Below are 14,172 nucleotides of genomic sequence, written 5' to 3' on the forward strand. Positions count from 1 at the left end.
CCGCACTTTACCTCGGCGCGCGAGACAGGCACCTTCCATGAAAAATCGGGGGCAGAGAGACCGTGGCAGAGCCAGAGACCCATCCCATCGGCTTGGACGAGATCGACGCGCTGGCCAGCCGCGCCGGGCGGGTGATCGAAAAGCTGCGCGCGCGGGTGTTCTCGCCCGGCACCAGCAAGAGCCTCGATCTGCGCTTCAACGTGCGCAGCGCCGCCGAGATGTGCGGCCGCACCGAAAAGGCGCTGCGCGATGCCGAGGCCGACGGGCGTCTGCCCGAGCCCGAGAAGGACCCCGCCACGGGGCGGCGCACCGGCTATTCGCTGGCCGAAGTGAACCGCATGCGCGAGGTCTTCGGCACGCTGCCGCGCCGCGCGCCCACCGATCCGGCCACGGTGCTCGCGGTCCAGAACTTCAAGGGTGGCGTCGGCAAGTCGACCGTGGTGGTGCATCTCGCGCAGTATCTCGCGCTCAAGGGTTACCGCGTCTGCGTCGTCGATTGCGACAGCCAGGCCTCGACCACCAGCGTCTTCGGCCTCAACCCCGACGTCGATGTCGACGAGGAGGAGGACACGCTCTACCCGTTCTTTCGCCATGGCGGCCCGACCAGCCTGCATTACGCGCTGCGCGCCACCTACTGGCCCGGCATCGCGCTGATCCCAGCCAATCTCGGGCTCTATGACGCGGAATACGAATTCGCGGCGCGGATGGTGCGCGAACAGGATTTCGTTCTCGACCGGCTGCGCGCGGGGATCGCGTCGATCTCGGACCAGTTCGACGTGATCCTGCTCGACCCGCCGCCGGCGCTCGGGATGATCTCGCTGTCGGTGCTGCGCGCGGCCAACGCGATCATCGTGCCGGCCCCGCCCAACAACATCGATTTCGGCTCGACCGCGCATTTTTTGCGGATGATGTCCTCGACGCTGGGCGAGCTTGCGCAACACGGGGGTGCGCGGGGCTATCATTTCGTCAAGATATTGGCGACCAAGATGAACGACCAGAAGAGCGCCCACATGGCGATCAAGCGGATGATGGACGCGGTGTTTCCACAAGACATGCTCGGCGCCGTTCTGAAAGACAGCGCCGAGATCGACAACGCCTCGGCCAACCTGATGACGGTCTACGAGCTGACCGGCCCGGCCACGCGCAGCGAGACGCACAAGCGCTGCCGGGTCTATCTCGACGCGGTGGGCCGCGAGGTCGAGACCGAGATCCGCAAGACATGGCCGAGCCATCAGGCGGCGCTGCGCAAGGAGGGTATCCTGTGAGCAAGAAGCACAACGACATCTTCGACGACGTTCTCAAGGGGCTTGACGACGGCGACGCCCCGGCCGAGGCCCCCGAGGAGGCGGCGGGCCGCGCGCAGACGCGGTTCCTCAAACGCTCCACCGCCATGTCCGAGCAGGTCACCGGCGGGCGGCAGGAAAAGGTCCTGCGCCTCGTCGATCCGGCGAGCTGCGTGATGTGGGCCGGTCACAACCGGGCCTACGATCTGCTGACGCCCGAGAACTGCGCCGACCTGATCGAGGGGATGAAGGCGCAGGGCCAGCAGGAGTTTCCGGCCATCGTGCGGCGGCTGCGCCGGCGGGGCAGGGGACGGGGCCGGAGTTCGAGGTGATCTGTGGCGCGCGGCGGCACTTCGCGGTGAGCTGGCTGCGCGCCAACACCTACCCGCAGTTCCGCTATCTCATCGAGGAGCGCGAGCTGACCGATGAGGAGGCGTTCCGCCTCGCCGATATCGAGAACCGCGACCGCGAGGACATCTCGGATTACGAGCGCGCCCGCGACTATGCCCGCGCGGTCGAGGCCTATTACGGCGGCCGTCAGAACCTGATGGCCGAGCGGCTTCAGGTCTCGCCGGGTTTCCTGTCGCGGTTCCTGCAACTGGCGCGGCTCGAACCCGAGATCGTCGCCGCCTTCGGCTCGATCCGCGACATCAAGGAGGTGCATGCGCGCCAGCTTCGCCCGCTCCTCGCCGATCCGGCGCTGCGTGAGGCGGTGCTGGCGGAAGCGCGCGCCATCGCGCAGGAGGAGGGGGCGCTGCCCGGACCTTCGGTGCTGTCGCGGCTGCGCGCGGCGGGCAAGCCTGCGGCACCGCGCAAGACCGCCGACACGGTGATTCCGCATCGCGAGGGCGACGTGCGGATCAAGAAGACCGGCAAGGGCTTTGCCATGGAATTCCCCGGCCATCTGTCGGACACGGCCCTGCGGGCGGCGCTCGAAAGCTTTCTGAAGCTGCGCAGATCGCGCTGATTGCCAATTGGCAATTGCGCTGGCGAGCGGCTCGGCAGGTGTGGAGATGTTTCCGTAATGTTCTCGCGGACGAAACCCCTCAGCGCGCCGCCTCGATGATTTCGGCCAGCACCGAGATCGACAGCACGCGCGGATCTCGGGTGCCGGGGATCAGCCCGATCGGCCCGCGAACCCGGTCGATCGCGGGTTTGGCGACGCCGCGATCTTGCAGCCCCTCGCAACGGCGCGCATGCGCGGTGCGGCTGCCCTGCGCGCCGATCCAGAAGGCGTCGCTGTCGAGGGCCGCGGTCAGGATATCCAGCTCGCGCTCGTGGTCGTGAAAGAACAGCACCACCGCCGAGCGCGGGTCGATCTCTTCGGGCCGGGCGCGGTCGGGCCGGGCGACGGGATAGCCCGCGGCGGCGGCGAGCATGGCAAACCCGTCGGCCTCGGGCCCCTCGCCGAAGACCACCATGCGCGGATCGGGGCGCAGGCGCAGATCGGGCAGGCCGGGCAGGGCGAGCGTCGTTTCGCGCCGATCGTCGATCCGCTCAAGCGTGGCGCGCAGCGGCGCGGGATCGCGGATCGGCAGCAGCGTGACCTCGATGCCGCTGCCGCAGGGCAGCCGGATATCGACGAAGGACGACCCTTGCCGTAGAGGAGCGTGCGGGGGGTGTCGGTCTCGGCCACCTGTTGCGCGTGCAGCGCGAGGTCGCCCTCGATGCAGCCCGATGACAGACTCCCTACCGGGTCGGCGGATGTCGGGAAGGCCATGAGCGCGCCCAAGGGCCGGTAGAACGCGCCGTCGATCCCGGTGATCATCGCGATCACCCCGCCCGCCGGCGCAAGCGCCTCGAGCATCGGGCGCGCCTCGGAGGCCGAAAGGAACGGCCCCGTCGAAACGGCTTGGGTGGGAAACCGGGAGGTCTGGTTCAAGGCACGCTCCTGCCCGCTGATGCGAGCGGCTCGGAAGGGGGACGGCGGCGGGCAGGGCCCGCCACCGGTCGGGTCAGTTCGCAGTTTCGGTTTCCGTCTCGGCGTCCATATCCGCTTCGGTCTCGGTCTCGGTCTCGGTCTCGGTGCCGGTCGTCATATCACCGGTTTCCGTTTCCATCCCGGTCGCGGCGTCGTCCTCGGCATCGTCGCCGGTTTCCTCACCGGTCTCGTCACCGGCTTCGAAATCGGGGCTGAAGCTCACCAGATAGGCGGTGATGTCATGGGCGGTCTGCTCGTCGCGCACCTTGTAGGCCATCTTGCTGCGGGCGCGCGGATCGTCGAGCGCTTCGCGCAGGAAGCCGGTCGGGTCCTGAAGATAGGCCACGGTGTTATCGACGCCCCAGACCATGCCTTCGATGTCGTCGCCCATGGGCGCGGTGCCGGTCGGGTCCTCGGCGGGGTCCATCTCGCCATAGGCGATGATCGCGTCGCTGTAGCGGAAATCCTCGACCGCGCCGGGGGTGCGCCCGATGACTTCATGCAGGTTCGGGCCGATCTTGCCGTTGCGCCCGGCGAGAACCTCGCCCGCGTCATTGGCGATGACGTGGCACGACACGCATTGGCGGGCGAACTGCGCCTCGCCCTCGGCGGCGTCGCCGGTGATGTCCTGCGCCATGGCCGCGCTTCCCAGAAGGGCCGTGAACGCCGTGAGGGTGAGGGTCTTCATCGGGATGTCCTTTCGAGGTTTCGACGCGGGACCGGGCAGGAGCAAAGCGCCGCCCCGCTGCGCCGGATCAGGGCCAAAAGCCTTGAGCGCCCGACCCGGTTCCAAGATTGCCGCAACGACAGACAAGAAATTGCGGCGCAATCGGGCGCCCGGCATGGACTTTGCCTCCCTTCGCGCCAGTTAGATCAGCCGAAACCGCGCAGTGGCGGGCGTCTCTCGTTCCCGCATCCCGCGCGGTCCCGGCTCAAAAAGGAGGCCCTCATGGTCAAACTCATGGTGAACGGCGTCGAACGCGCCTTCGACGGCGACGAGGATACGCCGCTCCTGTGGTACCTGCGCGACGAGCTGGGGCTGACGGGCACGAAATACGGCTGCGGCATCGCCGCCTGCGGTGCCTGCACCGTGCATATCGACGCGCGCCGTCCTTTGCCTGCATCACCCCGGTGGGCGTGCTCGAAGGCGCGCAGGTCAAGACCATCGAGGGGCTGTCCGAAAAGGGCGACCACCCGGTTCAGGAGGCGTGGCGCGATCTCAACGTCGCGCAATGCGGCTATTGCCAGGCCGGCCAGATCATGCAGGCCGCCGCCCTCGTCGATCAATACGACACCGTGACCGATGACGACATCGACGCGGTGATGAGCGCCAATATCTGCCGCTGCGGCACCTATCCGCGCATTCGCGCGGCGATCAAGCAGGCGGCGGGTCAGCAGGCCTCGGGGGCCGCCATGGATGCGGACGTCAGGAAGCGGAGCAGAAGTGATGCGTAACGGGTCGATCATCAATGTGAGCCGCCGCGCGCTTCTGGGCGGCATCGGGGCGGGGGGCTTCGTCCTCGCCGTCGGTCTGCCGCGTCCGGGCCGGGCGCAGGAGGAGGAGCCGGAATTCGGGCGCGACGCCATGCCCAATGGCTGGCGCGACGATCCCAACATCTTCATCGCCATCGCGCCCGACGGCATCGTCACCGTGACCTGCCACCGCTCCGAGATGGGGCAGGGCGTGCGCACCTCGATCGCCATGGTCGTGGCCGACGAGCTTGGCGCCGAATGGGAGAACGTGCGCGTCGATCAGGCGCCGGGTCTCGAAGAGAAATACGGCAACCAGGACACCGACGGCTCGCGCAGCCTGCGGCACTTCTTCATGCCGATGCGCCGCGCCGGGGCCGCCGCGCGCACCATGCTCGAACAGGCCGCCGCCGACGAATGGGGCGTTGATGTCTCGGAGGTGAAGGCCGAAGGTCACATGGTCGGGCATGCCGGGTCCGGCAAATCGCTGGGCTATGGCGAGCTGGCCGCCGCCGCGATGGATCTCGAGGTGCCCGCGCGCGACAGTCTCGTGCTCAAGGACCCGTCCGAGTTTCGCTATATCGGCACGTCCAAGATCGGCCTCGTCGACAACATGGACATCACCACCGGCAGCACGACCTACGGGATCGACGTGAAGCGCGACGGCATGCTCTATGCCGTGGTCGCGCGTCCGCCGGTCTATGGCGGCCGGGTGGCGAGCTATGACGACAGCGCGGCTCTGGCGATCGAGGGCGTCGAAAAGGTCGTGAAGATCGACGCCTCCGATTTCCCGACCGAGTTCGCGCCGCTGGGCGGCGTCGCGGTGATCGCGAAGAACACCTATCTTGCCATGAAGGGGCGCGACGCGCTCACCATCGAGTGGGAGGAAGGGCCGAACGCCGATTACGACAGCGCCGCCTACCACGAGGAGCTGACGCAGGCGGCCGCCTCCCGCGAGGGCAAGGTGATCCGCGACGAGGGCGATTTCGACGGCGCGATCGGTTTGGCCGATCAGGTGGTCGATGCGGAATACTACATCCCGCATCTGGCGCAGGCACCGATGGAGCCGCCCGCCGCCGTGGTCGAGATCAAGGATGGCCGCGCCGAGGCCTGGGCCTGCACGCAGGCGCCGCAGGTGACGCGGCTTCGTCTGGCCGAACGGCTCGGCCTCGCTGAGGAGAACGTGACCGTCAACGTGACGCTTCTGGGCGGCGGCTTCGGGCGCAAGTCCAAGCCCGACTTCGTGCTCGAGGCGGGCATCCTGAGCCAGGCCATGGACGGCACGCCGGTCAAGCTCACCTGGTCCCGCGAGGACGACATCCAACACGGCTACTACCACACCGTGTCGGTCGAGAAGATGCAGGCCGGTCTCGACGCGGACGGCAAGCCCACCGCATGGCTGCACCGCACCGCCGCGCCGACCATCGGTTCGATCTTCGCGCCCGATCCGATGCAGAAGCTGCCCTTCGAACTTGGCATGGGTCTTCTCAACATGCCGCTGGCGATCGAGAACATCCGCGCCGAGAACCCGCAGGCGGCGGCGCATGTGCGCATCGGCTGGTATCGCTCAGTGTCGAACATCCCGCATGCCTTCGCGATCCAGTCCTTCGTCTCGGAGCTGGCCCATGCGGCGGGGCGCGATCCCAAGGACTACCTGCTTGAGGTGATCGGCCCGGCGCGCCAGATCGATCCGACCAATCAGGGCGACGTGTGGAACTATGGCGAGAATCCCGACGCCTATCCGATCGACACCGGCCGCATGGCGGCGGTGGTCGAAGCGGCGGCCGAGGGCATCGAATGGGGCCGTGACATGCAAGAGGGGCGGGGCCTCGGCATCGCCGGGCATTACAGCTTCGTCAGCTATGTCGCCGTGGCCGCCGAGGTCGAGGTGGTGGACGGCCAGGTCGTCGTGCCGCGCGTGTCGATCGCCATCGATTGCGGCGCCAACGTCAACCCCGACCGGATCCGCAGCCAGATGGAGGGCGCGGTGATCATGGGCGTGGGACAGGCGCTGATGACCGAGGTCACCTTTGCCGATGGCCGCGCTCAGCAGGCCAACTTCGACACCTATCTGGTGCCGCGCATGGACGCCGCGCCCAAGCGGATCGACGTGCATATCGTCGGCTCCGACGCCGCCTATGACCGCCCGCTCGGCGGTGTCGGCGAACCGGGCCTGCCGCCGGTCGTTCCGGCCATCACCAACGCGATCTTCGCGGCGACCGGTCAGCGTATCCGGCAGCTTCCGATCGCCGATCAACTGCGCAGCTGAGGGAACCCGAGATGAACAGGACGAAGATCACCGTGGCGGCGCTGGCCGCCAGCCTGCTGGCAGGCCCCGCGCTCGCGCATGATTGCACGGGCCGGATCGACGAGTTCGAGCGCCTGCTCGACACCGCGGCCGAGCAGGCGATCTCCGCCTCCTCGGGCGGTCAGGCCGTCGCCGGCGCGCGCGAGGCGCAGGCGATCGAGGACACCGAGCGCAGCGACGTCGTGCCGGTGCAGGAGACCGAGGAAGAGGTCGAGGCCGTCGAGGACGCCGACGAGGCCGGCAATGGCGGCGAAAAGGTCATTGAGGCTCGCGCCGCGCTCCAGCAGGCGCGCGAGCTGGCCGAAGAGGGCGACGACGCGGCCTGCGCCGAGGCCGTCGACGAGGTCATCCTGACCCTGCTCGAAAACTGAGCCGCGGGCGCGTCGCCGGGCCGGGGTTGTCCCCGGTTCGGCGGCGCGCCGTCGGCATCCATCGCGGCCCCGATGTTCGGGGCCGCGACACCGCCTGCGTATCGACAGGCGTCGTGCGAATGCGCCGTTGCGGACGGCCCGGCTTGTCGCTGACATGGGGATGACCACCATGACGCGAGACTCCCATGCACAGTGACATCCTCCGCCTCGGCCTGATCGGCGACAACATCCGCGCCTCGCGCTCACCCTTGCTGCACCGCGTCGCGGGCGAGATGCTGGGCCTGCCCACCACCTATGACAGCCTGATCCCCGCCGATTTGGGGCGCGGCTTCGACGCGGTCTTTGCCGATTGTGCGCGCCGCTATCGCGGCATCAACGTCACCTATCCCTACAAGGAGATCGCGGCGCGCAAGGTCACGGTCGAGGACCCGTTGGTGCGCGGCATCGGCGCGGTCAACACGGTGCTGTTCGAGGCGGACGGCCCCAAGGGGCACAACACCGACTACACCGGGTTTCGCGCGGCCTATGCGCGGCTGCGCGGCACGGCGCGTCCCGGCACGGTGCTGATGATCGGCACCGGCGGGGTCGGGCGGGCGGTGGGTTTCGGTCTGGCGGGGCTGGGGGCCACGTCGCTGCGGCTGGTCGATCGCGATCCGGCCAAGGCCGAGGCGCTGGCCACAGCGCTGCGGGCCGCAGCCCCCGGGATGACGGTCGAGGTGCATGCCGCCGCCGCCGCCGCCGCCACGGGGGCCGACGGGCTGATCAACTGCACCCCGGTCGGCATGGAGGGGCATCCCGGCACGCCGCTTGCGCGCGCGGCGATGGCGGGGGCGGGCTGGGCCTTCGACGCGGTCTATACGCCGGAGCAGACCCGATTTCTCACCGAGGCCGGGGCCGAAGGGCTGCAGATCCTCTCGGGCTGGGAGCTTTATTTCCATCAGGGCGTCCATGCCTCGCGCCTCTTCACCGGTCGCAGCCTCGACGAGGACGCCCTGCGCGCCCGTCTCAGGGAAGGGTGAGCGCCGCGGGGCTTGGGCCGAGGTCAGCCCATGTCGGCAATGGCCGCGCGCAGCGCTTGCGCCGTGCCGCTATCGTCCATCGAATGCCCGCATCGGCGACGTCGACGATGCGGGCGGCATCCCAGCGCCGCGCCAGCGCGTGGGCGGTGGCGGGCGGGCAGAGCAGGTCGTAGCGCGCCTGCACGATGACGCCGGGAATGCCACGCAGCCGGTCGGCGCGAGACAGCAGCGGCGCGTTGAGAAAACAGTCGTTGCGAAAGTAATGCGCCTCCATGAAGGGCGTGGCGGGCAGGCCGCGGGCGGGATCGTCGAGGGCGGCAAGATCGAGCCGGGTGGCGGCGGGGCGGATTTGCGACAGGATGCGTTCGGTGTCGTGCCATGCCCATGCGGCGGCGCGGTGACGCGCGGGGTCGGGATCGAGGATGCGCGCCCAGTAGGCGCCCAGCGGATCGGCGCGCTCGGACGGGGTCAGGAGCGACACGAAATCCTCCCACAGGCCGGGGTAAAAGCGCGGCAGCGTGTCGAGGAACACGGCTTCGAGCTCGGCCCGCGTGCCGAGGAACACCGAGCGCAGCACGAGGCCGCGCACGCGGTCGGGATGCGCCTGCGCATAGGCCAGCGCCAGCGTCGCGCCCCATGATCCGCCCACCACCAGCCAGCGGTCGATGCCGAAATGCCGACGCAGGCGTTCGATGTCGGCCACCAGATGCGCGGTTGTGTTGGCGTCGCGGCCGCGCCGGGGCGCAGACCGGCCCGCGCCGCGCTGATCGAACATGAGAAGGCGGGTGTCGGGGCCGAACAGCGCGCGATGCGCGGGCTGGCAGCCGCTGCCGGGGCCGCCATGCAGGAACACCGCCCGAAGCGCATCCTCGGGGCCGGTCAGCTCGGCATAGATCTCGTGCCCGTCGGTCATCACGACATGGCCCGCGAAGGCCGGATCAGCCCGCGTCATCGGCCGGTTCCGTCACAGGTTCAAGCGTGCCGCCGGCGAAGTTGCGATAGGTGAAGCGGTCGCTGCCCGTCGCGCTGTCGCGCAGCGCCGCGGCGAAGATCTCCTCGTGGCGCGGCGACAGGGCGCAGGCGGGGTCGGTGGCGCCCGCCTCGCCTGTCAGCGCGAAGGCCTGACAGCGGCAGCCGCCGTAATCCTCCTCCTTGTGGGCGCAGCCCCGGCAGGGTTCCGGCATCCAGTCGGTGCCGCGATAGAGGTTGAGCGCGTGCGAATGCTCCCAGATCCACGCGAGGGGGCGGTCGCGCACGCTGTCGAAGTCGAGCGCGGTGATCGTCTCGGCGGCGTGGCAGGGCAGCACCTTGCCCGAGGGCGAGATATTGAAGAACTGCCGCCCCCAGCCGCCCATGCATTTCTTGGGGCGCGCGGCGTAGTAGTCAGGCTCGACATAATCGATGACGAGGCGCGGCCCGAGCCGCGCGCGCGCCGCCTCGACCACGGCGCTCGCCGTTTCGATCTGCGCCAGCGTCGGCATCAGGGCGGCGCGGTTCCTGAGCGCCCAGCCGTAATACTGCACGTTGGCGACCTCGAGCCGGGCCGCGTCGAGCGCGACCGCCATCTCGATGATCTCGGGCAGCTGGTGCAGGTTCTGGCGGTGCATCACCGCGTTGACGGTGAGCGGCAGGTCCAGATCGCGCACCCAAGTGGCCGCTTCCAGCTTCTTGGCATGGCCCTTGCGATAGCCGCCGATGCGGTTGCCCAGACCCTCCTCGCTCGATTGAAAGCTGATCTGCACGTGATCGAGACCGGCCTCGGCCAAGGCCGCGAGACGTTCGCGCGTCAGGGTCACGGCGGAAGTGATGAGGTTGGTGTAGAGACCGACCTCGGCGGCGCGGGCGACGAGGCGTTCGAGATCGCGCCGCACCAGGGGTTCGCCGCCCGAGAAATGCACCTGAAGAACCCCGAGATCGGCTAGCTCGCCCAGCACCCGCAACCAGTCCTCGGTGGAAAGCTCGGCCTGCGCGCGCTCCATCTCGACCGGGTTGGAGCAGTAGGGGCATTGCAGCGGGCAGCGATGGGTGATCTCGGCCAGCACCGCCACGGGGATGCCGAAGCGGGCGGTGGCGGCGGGCGACAGCCCGCCCATGGTGTCGCCGTCCATCATGACGCCTCGCTCATGTCGCGCAAAAACCCCTTGGCCGCGAGATCGTCGAGCATCGCGGCGATGTCGGTCAGGATCGCCGCCCGAGGCGCATCGTAGCGGCGCGCGAGGGCGGCGGCGATCTCGTCCAGAGTCGTTGCCCCGTCGCAGAGCTTCAGCACCTCTACCGCCGTCTCGTCGGGCACCAGCACGCGTTCGGGGGCGAGCAGCACCCAGATGCCGCGCGCGCGGTCGTGCCTGAGCTTCACGAAGCGGGGCAGGGCGGGGCGGCTTTGGGGCCCCAGAGCGGCCCGCGCCTCGCTCATGCCGCCCCCTCCGGCCGGAACGCGCCGGGCGGCGGGTGGCCGGTGACATAGGCGTGGTAAAGCGCGTCGAGCTGCACCCAGAGCACGTCGGTCTTGAAGATCAGCGCCTCGCAGACCAGAGCGCGCGCTTCGGGGGTGCGGGCATGGGTCTTGACGTAGTCGAGGGCGAAGCCCGCGTCGCGCGGCGCCTGCCCGAGACGGCGCTGGAAATAGGTCATGATGCCGGGGTGGACGAAATCGTAATGCGCCAGCATCCCCGAGATGCGCCGCTCGTGCAGGTTCGGGGCGAAAAGCTCGGTCAGCGAGGAAGCGATCGCTTCGAGCGGCGAGCGGGTGCCGACGAAGCTGACATAGGCGTCGACCGCAAAGCGGGTGGCGGGCAGGATACCGCGCGCCGAGGTGACATAGCCCTCGTCGAGGCCGAGACCGGTGGTCAGCGCCAGCCAGCGGTCAAGGCCGCCCTCGTCGCCGGGCGAGCCGTCGTGATCCTCGATCCGGTGGCGCCATTCCATCCGGGTCTCGCGGTCGCGAAACCGCGACAGCACCACCGCGTCCTTGATCGGGATCGAGGACTGGTAATACCAGCGGTTCAGCGCCCAGGCCTGCACCTGTCCCAGATCGAGCCGCCCGCCATGCAGCATGTCGTGGAACGGGTGCAGATCGTGGTAACGCGCGGCCCCGATGGCGCGCAGCCGCCGCTCCAGCGCCGCGGCGCTTTCCAGCGGCTCCTCCGTATAGGCAAAGGAGCTGTCGAAGCTCATTTCGGTCATGGGGAGATCTCCTCACCGGCGCGGGGCACCCGCCATCCCGCCGCCTCGGCCTCGGCCCTCTCGGCGCTGTGCGGGCGCAGCAGCGGGTTCGAGTTGTTGATATGCACGAAGAGCTTTCGCGCGATGCCCAGATCGGCGAGGCGGGCGATCGCGCCGTCGGCCCCGAGACCGAGATATGGCCCATGCGCCGCCCGGTCTTGTGGTGCAGACCCTGCTCGATCAGTTCGTCGTCGCGCCACAGCGTGCCGTCGAACAGCACCATCGCCGCACCGCGCAGCCGTTCGGCCAGATCCGGAGTGACGCGGCCGCAGGCGGCGATGATGAAGACCTTTGGCCCGCCATCGGTGGTGCCGACGCGCAGGCCCAGAGTGTCGCCGGGGCGCTCCGCGCCGGGCTCCGCCTCGCCTTCCAGATACCATGCGGGCTTGCCCGGCACCTCGAAGGCCTCGACCACGAGGCCCGAGGCGCGGCCATCGGGCAGGCGCGGCTCGAACGGGGCGTCGGGCGCGATCTCGCGGCGGGCGACGAGGTCGGGATGCAGCACGCCGAACAGGCTGTTCTCGGCCAAGACCCCGAGCACGCGGGCGTGGCCATAGATGGTCAGGGGCGTGCCCTCGCGCAGCGACAGCAGCCCCGCCACAGCGTCGACCTCGCCATTGGTGAGGATCACGCCCGCGACGGGGCTGTCGCGCAACCGCCCCACGCGCGGGTGCAGGCAGGGCGTGGCGTTGATCTGCTGGCGGATGTCGGGCGAGGCGTTGACCAGGAACCAGTTGTCGCCATCGGCGCTGATCGCGATGCCGGCCTGACCCTGCTGGGTTTCGGGTGCGGCGCGCGCGGCGCGGCAGCCCTCGCAATTGCAGTTCCATTGCGGGAATCCCCCGCCCGCCGCGGCGCCGAGAACGACGATCCTGAGCATCAGGGGCCTCCCTTGGGTCGTGGCGGGCGGGGCGCGGTCGTCACGACCGCTTGGCGCAGGCGTACATGTTGATTTCCATGCCGACTTCGACTTCGACGATAACGGGGGCCTTCCAGGTCATGGGTCACTCCTAGCGTTGCGATCCGCCGGCGGGACCGGCGGCGGGCGGCGATGGCCCGTGACGCCGAGCCTAGCAGCGGCGACGGGGTGCCAGTATTGGCGGAAGGTCGTAGAGACGGCGCGATCCGTCGCGCCCATCGTGCCATGCCGTCGCGGGTTTCTGGCGGGGTGTCTGGCCGGGTCTCTCGAAAATCTTGAAGGACCGTCTCGCGCTGTGTGGTTTCGCACGGGGCGCGGCGCGCTATGCTCGGGGCCGGACAACAGGGGGGCCTTGCGATGGGCGGGTATCTGACGACGCATGTTCTGGACACGGCGCGGGGCTGCCCGGCGGCGGGGCTCGGGGTCGAGCTGGCGCGGATCGACGGGGCCGGGCGCGAGGTGCTGCGCCGCCTTGTCACCAATGCCGACGGGCGCACCGACACGCCGATCCTGCCCGAGGCCGAGTTCGCGACCGGCACCTATGAGCTGGTCTTCGCGGTGGGTGATTATCTCGACGCCTGCGGCACCGACAGCGGCAGCCCGCGATTCCTCGACCTCGTGCCGCTGCGCTTCGGCCTGTCGGAGGCCAGGCACTACCACGTGCCGCTTCTGGTTTCGCCCTTCGGCTATTCGACCTATCGCGGCAGCTGAAACACGCGGGCCCGACCGCCCGCCAGACCCCGACCGGCCCAGCCGATGGAGAGAGCCATGACCACGCCCAGCTATTTCGCCCAGACGGGCGGCCACCCCGCGCAGACCGCGTTGATGACCGGGCGCGCGGTCTTCACCGAGGCCTATGCGGTGCTGCCGGCGGGCACGATGCGCGACATCACCACGAGCTTTCTGCCCCTGTGGGAGGGCACGCGGCTTTGGGTCATCGCGCGGCCGCTTTCGGGATTTGCCGAGACCTTCTCGCAATACGTGATGGAGGTGCAGCCCGGCGGCGGTGCCGCGCGCGGCGAGACGGCGGCGGGGGTCGAGGGGGTGATCTTCGTCACCGAGGGCGCGCTCGAGATCGAGATCGACGGCGCGCGCCACGAGATGGGGGCGGGCGGCTATGCCTATCTGCCCGCCGACATGCGCTGGAGCCTGCGCGCCACGGGGGACGGTCCCGCGCGGTTCCACTGGATCCGCAAGCTCTATGAGCCGGTCGAGGGGCTGGACCGGCCCGACCCGATCGTCACCTCGGACGCGCGGGTGACGCCGACCGAGATGCCGGGCACCGAAGGCCGCTGGGCCACGACGCGCTTCGTCGATCCGTCCGACATGCGCCATGACATGCATGTCACCATCGTCACCTTCCAGCCCGGCGGGGTGATCCCCTTCGAGGAGACGCATGTGATGGAGCACGGGCTCTACGTGCTCGAGGGCAAGGCGGTCTACAAGCTCAACCGCGACTGGGTCGAGGTCGAGGCGGGCGACTTCATGTGGCTGCGCGCCTTCTGCCCGCAGGCCTGCTACGCGGGCGGGCCGGGGCCGTTCCGCTATCTGCTCTACAAGGACGTGAACCGCCACGCGGCCTTTCCGGCGCGGCGCTGAGGCGTCAGCCGGGCTCGGACGCCGCGGCCTCGGCCATCGCCGCCTCCTGACGGGCCGAGA

At 69.4% G+C, this 14,172-nt stretch carries 15 protein-coding genes and 3 pseudogenes; 9 read left to right on the plus strand and 9 right to left on the minus strand.

Annotated features, from left to right (window positions below):
- Nucleotides 1-62: 62 nt before the first annotated feature.
- The 3 genes from MBELCI_RS14070 to MBELCI_RS21860 are packed head-to-tail and all read left to right on the plus strand — an operon-like array spanning nucleotide 63 to nucleotide 2,250.
- Entirely contained in the window at nucleotides 63-1,265 is a 1,203-nt protein-coding gene (locus MBELCI_RS14070; RefSeq protein WP_021694917.1) for an AAA family ATPase, read from the plus strand.
- On the plus strand, nucleotides 1,262-1,615 hold the full coding sequence (locus tag MBELCI_RS21855; RefSeq protein ID WP_021694918.1) for a ParB N-terminal domain-containing protein: 354 nt from the start codon (nucleotides 1,262-1,264) through the stop codon (nucleotides 1,613-1,615). The genes MBELCI_RS14070 and MBELCI_RS21855 overlap by 4 nt, the downstream gene beginning before the upstream one ends.
- Nucleotides 1,612-2,250, plus strand: coding sequence for a ParB/RepB/Spo0J family partition protein (locus MBELCI_RS21860; protein WP_021694919.1), 639 nt, complete (start codon nucleotides 1,612-1,614; stop codon nucleotides 2,248-2,250). The genes MBELCI_RS21855 and MBELCI_RS21860 overlap by 4 nt, the downstream gene beginning before the upstream one ends.
- A 79-nt stretch (nucleotides 2,251-2,329) precedes the next feature.
- Here MBELCI_RS21860 and MBELCI_RS21865 read toward each other — a convergent pair whose 3' ends face one another.
- The 3 genes and pseudogenes from MBELCI_RS21865 to MBELCI_RS14085 all read right to left on the minus strand — a co-directional run bounded on the left by MBELCI_RS21865 (nucleotide 2,330) and on the right by MBELCI_RS14085 (nucleotide 3,892).
- Nucleotides 2,330-2,704 carry an XdhC family protein gene (locus MBELCI_RS21865; RefSeq protein WP_021694920.1) on the minus strand — a complete coding sequence of 125 codons (375 nt, stop codon included), beginning with the start codon at nucleotides 2,702-2,704 and terminating at the stop codon, nucleotides 2,330-2,332.
- 188 nt (nucleotides 2,705-2,892) lie between these two features.
- Nucleotides 2,893-3,090 (minus strand): annotated as a pseudogene (locus MBELCI_RS22685) (XdhC family protein); the annotation flags it as partial.
- A 148-nt stretch (nucleotides 3,091-3,238) separates the two neighbouring features.
- Nucleotides 3,239-3,892, minus strand: a complete 654-nt coding sequence (locus MBELCI_RS14085; protein ID WP_021694921.1) for a c-type cytochrome — start codon at nucleotides 3,890-3,892, stop codon at nucleotides 3,239-3,241.
- A 261-nt stretch (nucleotides 3,893-4,153) separates the two neighbouring features.
- On the opposite strand from MBELCI_RS14085, the pseudogene MBELCI_RS14090 reads away from it, so the two are divergent.
- The 4 genes and pseudogenes from MBELCI_RS14090 to MBELCI_RS14105 all read left to right on the plus strand — a co-directional run bounded on the left by MBELCI_RS14090 (nucleotide 4,154) and on the right by MBELCI_RS14105 (nucleotide 8,372).
- Nucleotides 4,154-4,659: pseudogene (locus MBELCI_RS14090) on the plus strand ((2Fe-2S)-binding protein).
- Nucleotides 4,652-6,943, plus strand: a complete 2,292-nt coding sequence (locus tag MBELCI_RS14095; RefSeq protein ID WP_021694923.1) for a xanthine dehydrogenase family protein molybdopterin-binding subunit — start codon at nucleotides 4,652-4,654, stop codon at nucleotides 6,941-6,943. The pseudogene MBELCI_RS14090 and the gene MBELCI_RS14095 overlap by 8 nt, the downstream one beginning before the upstream one ends.
- Nucleotides 6,944-6,954: 11 nt before the next feature.
- On the plus strand, nucleotides 6,955-7,353 hold the full coding sequence (locus MBELCI_RS14100; RefSeq protein ID WP_021694924.1) for a hypothetical protein: 399 nt from the start codon (nucleotides 6,955-6,957) through the stop codon (nucleotides 7,351-7,353).
- Between the two features lie 185 nt (nucleotides 7,354-7,538).
- Nucleotides 7,539-8,372, plus strand: coding sequence for a shikimate dehydrogenase family protein (locus MBELCI_RS14105; protein ID WP_021694925.1), 834 nt, complete (start codon nucleotides 7,539-7,541; stop codon nucleotides 8,370-8,372).
- Here the strand turns inward: MBELCI_RS14105 and MBELCI_RS14110 are convergent.
- The 6 genes and pseudogenes from MBELCI_RS14110 to pqqA form a co-directional block, all read right to left on the minus strand.
- The gene (locus MBELCI_RS14110; RefSeq protein ID WP_021694926.1) at nucleotides 8,359-9,324 is read right to left on the minus strand and encodes an alpha/beta fold hydrolase; all 966 of its coding nucleotides are present in this window, start codon (nucleotides 9,322-9,324) and stop codon (nucleotides 8,359-8,361) included. The genes MBELCI_RS14105 and MBELCI_RS14110 overlap by 14 nt on opposite strands.
- The gene (gene pqqE, locus MBELCI_RS14115; protein ID WP_200861286.1) at nucleotides 9,311-10,480 is read right to left on the minus strand and encodes a pyrroloquinoline quinone biosynthesis protein PqqE; all 1,170 of its coding nucleotides are present in this window, start codon (nucleotides 10,478-10,480) and stop codon (nucleotides 9,311-9,313) included. Before pqqE ends, MBELCI_RS14110 begins: the two co-directional genes overlap by 14 nt.
- The gene (gene pqqD, locus MBELCI_RS14120; RefSeq protein WP_021694928.1) at nucleotides 10,480-10,785 is read right to left on the minus strand and encodes a pyrroloquinoline quinone biosynthesis peptide chaperone PqqD; all 306 of its coding nucleotides are present in this window, start codon (nucleotides 10,783-10,785) and stop codon (nucleotides 10,480-10,482) included. The genes pqqE and pqqD overlap by 1 nt, the downstream gene beginning before the upstream one ends.
- Complete coding sequence (pqqC, locus tag MBELCI_RS14125; protein ID WP_045320214.1) at nucleotides 10,782-11,546, minus strand: pyrroloquinoline-quinone synthase PqqC; 765 nt, start codon at nucleotides 11,544-11,546, stop codon at nucleotides 10,782-10,784. The genes pqqD and pqqC overlap by 4 nt, the downstream gene beginning before the upstream one ends.
- A 5-nt stretch (nucleotides 11,547-11,551) precedes the next feature.
- Nucleotides 11,552-12,474: pseudogene (pqqB, locus tag MBELCI_RS14130) on the minus strand (pyrroloquinoline quinone biosynthesis protein PqqB).
- A 40-nt stretch (nucleotides 12,475-12,514) separates the two neighbouring features.
- Nucleotides 12,515-12,595: a pyrroloquinoline quinone precursor peptide PqqA gene (gene pqqA / locus MBELCI_RS14135; protein WP_045320211.1), complete on the minus strand. Its 81-nt coding sequence runs from the start codon at nucleotides 12,593-12,595 to the stop codon at nucleotides 12,515-12,517.
- A gap of 275 nt (nucleotides 12,596-12,870) precedes the next feature.
- On the opposite strand from pqqA, the gene uraH reads away from it, so the two are divergent.
- Both uraH and MBELCI_RS14145 read left to right on the plus strand, forming a co-directional pair.
- A complete protein-coding gene (gene uraH / locus MBELCI_RS14140) occupies nucleotides 12,871-13,224 on the plus strand; it encodes a hydroxyisourate hydrolase (protein WP_021694932.1) in 354 nt (117 codons plus the stop codon).
- Between the two features lie 57 nt (nucleotides 13,225-13,281).
- Nucleotides 13,282-14,112, plus strand: a complete 831-nt coding sequence (locus tag MBELCI_RS14145) for a bifunctional allantoicase/(S)-ureidoglycine aminohydrolase (protein ID WP_021694933.1) — start codon at nucleotides 13,282-13,284, stop codon at nucleotides 14,110-14,112.
- The last annotated feature ends 60 nt before the right edge of the window (nucleotides 14,113-14,172 follow it).

It is taken from the genome of Limimaricola cinnabarinus LL-001 (genome assembly GCF_000466965.1).
Taxonomy (GTDB): Bacteria; Pseudomonadota; Alphaproteobacteria; order Rhodobacterales; family Rhodobacteraceae; genus Limimaricola; species Limimaricola cinnabarinus.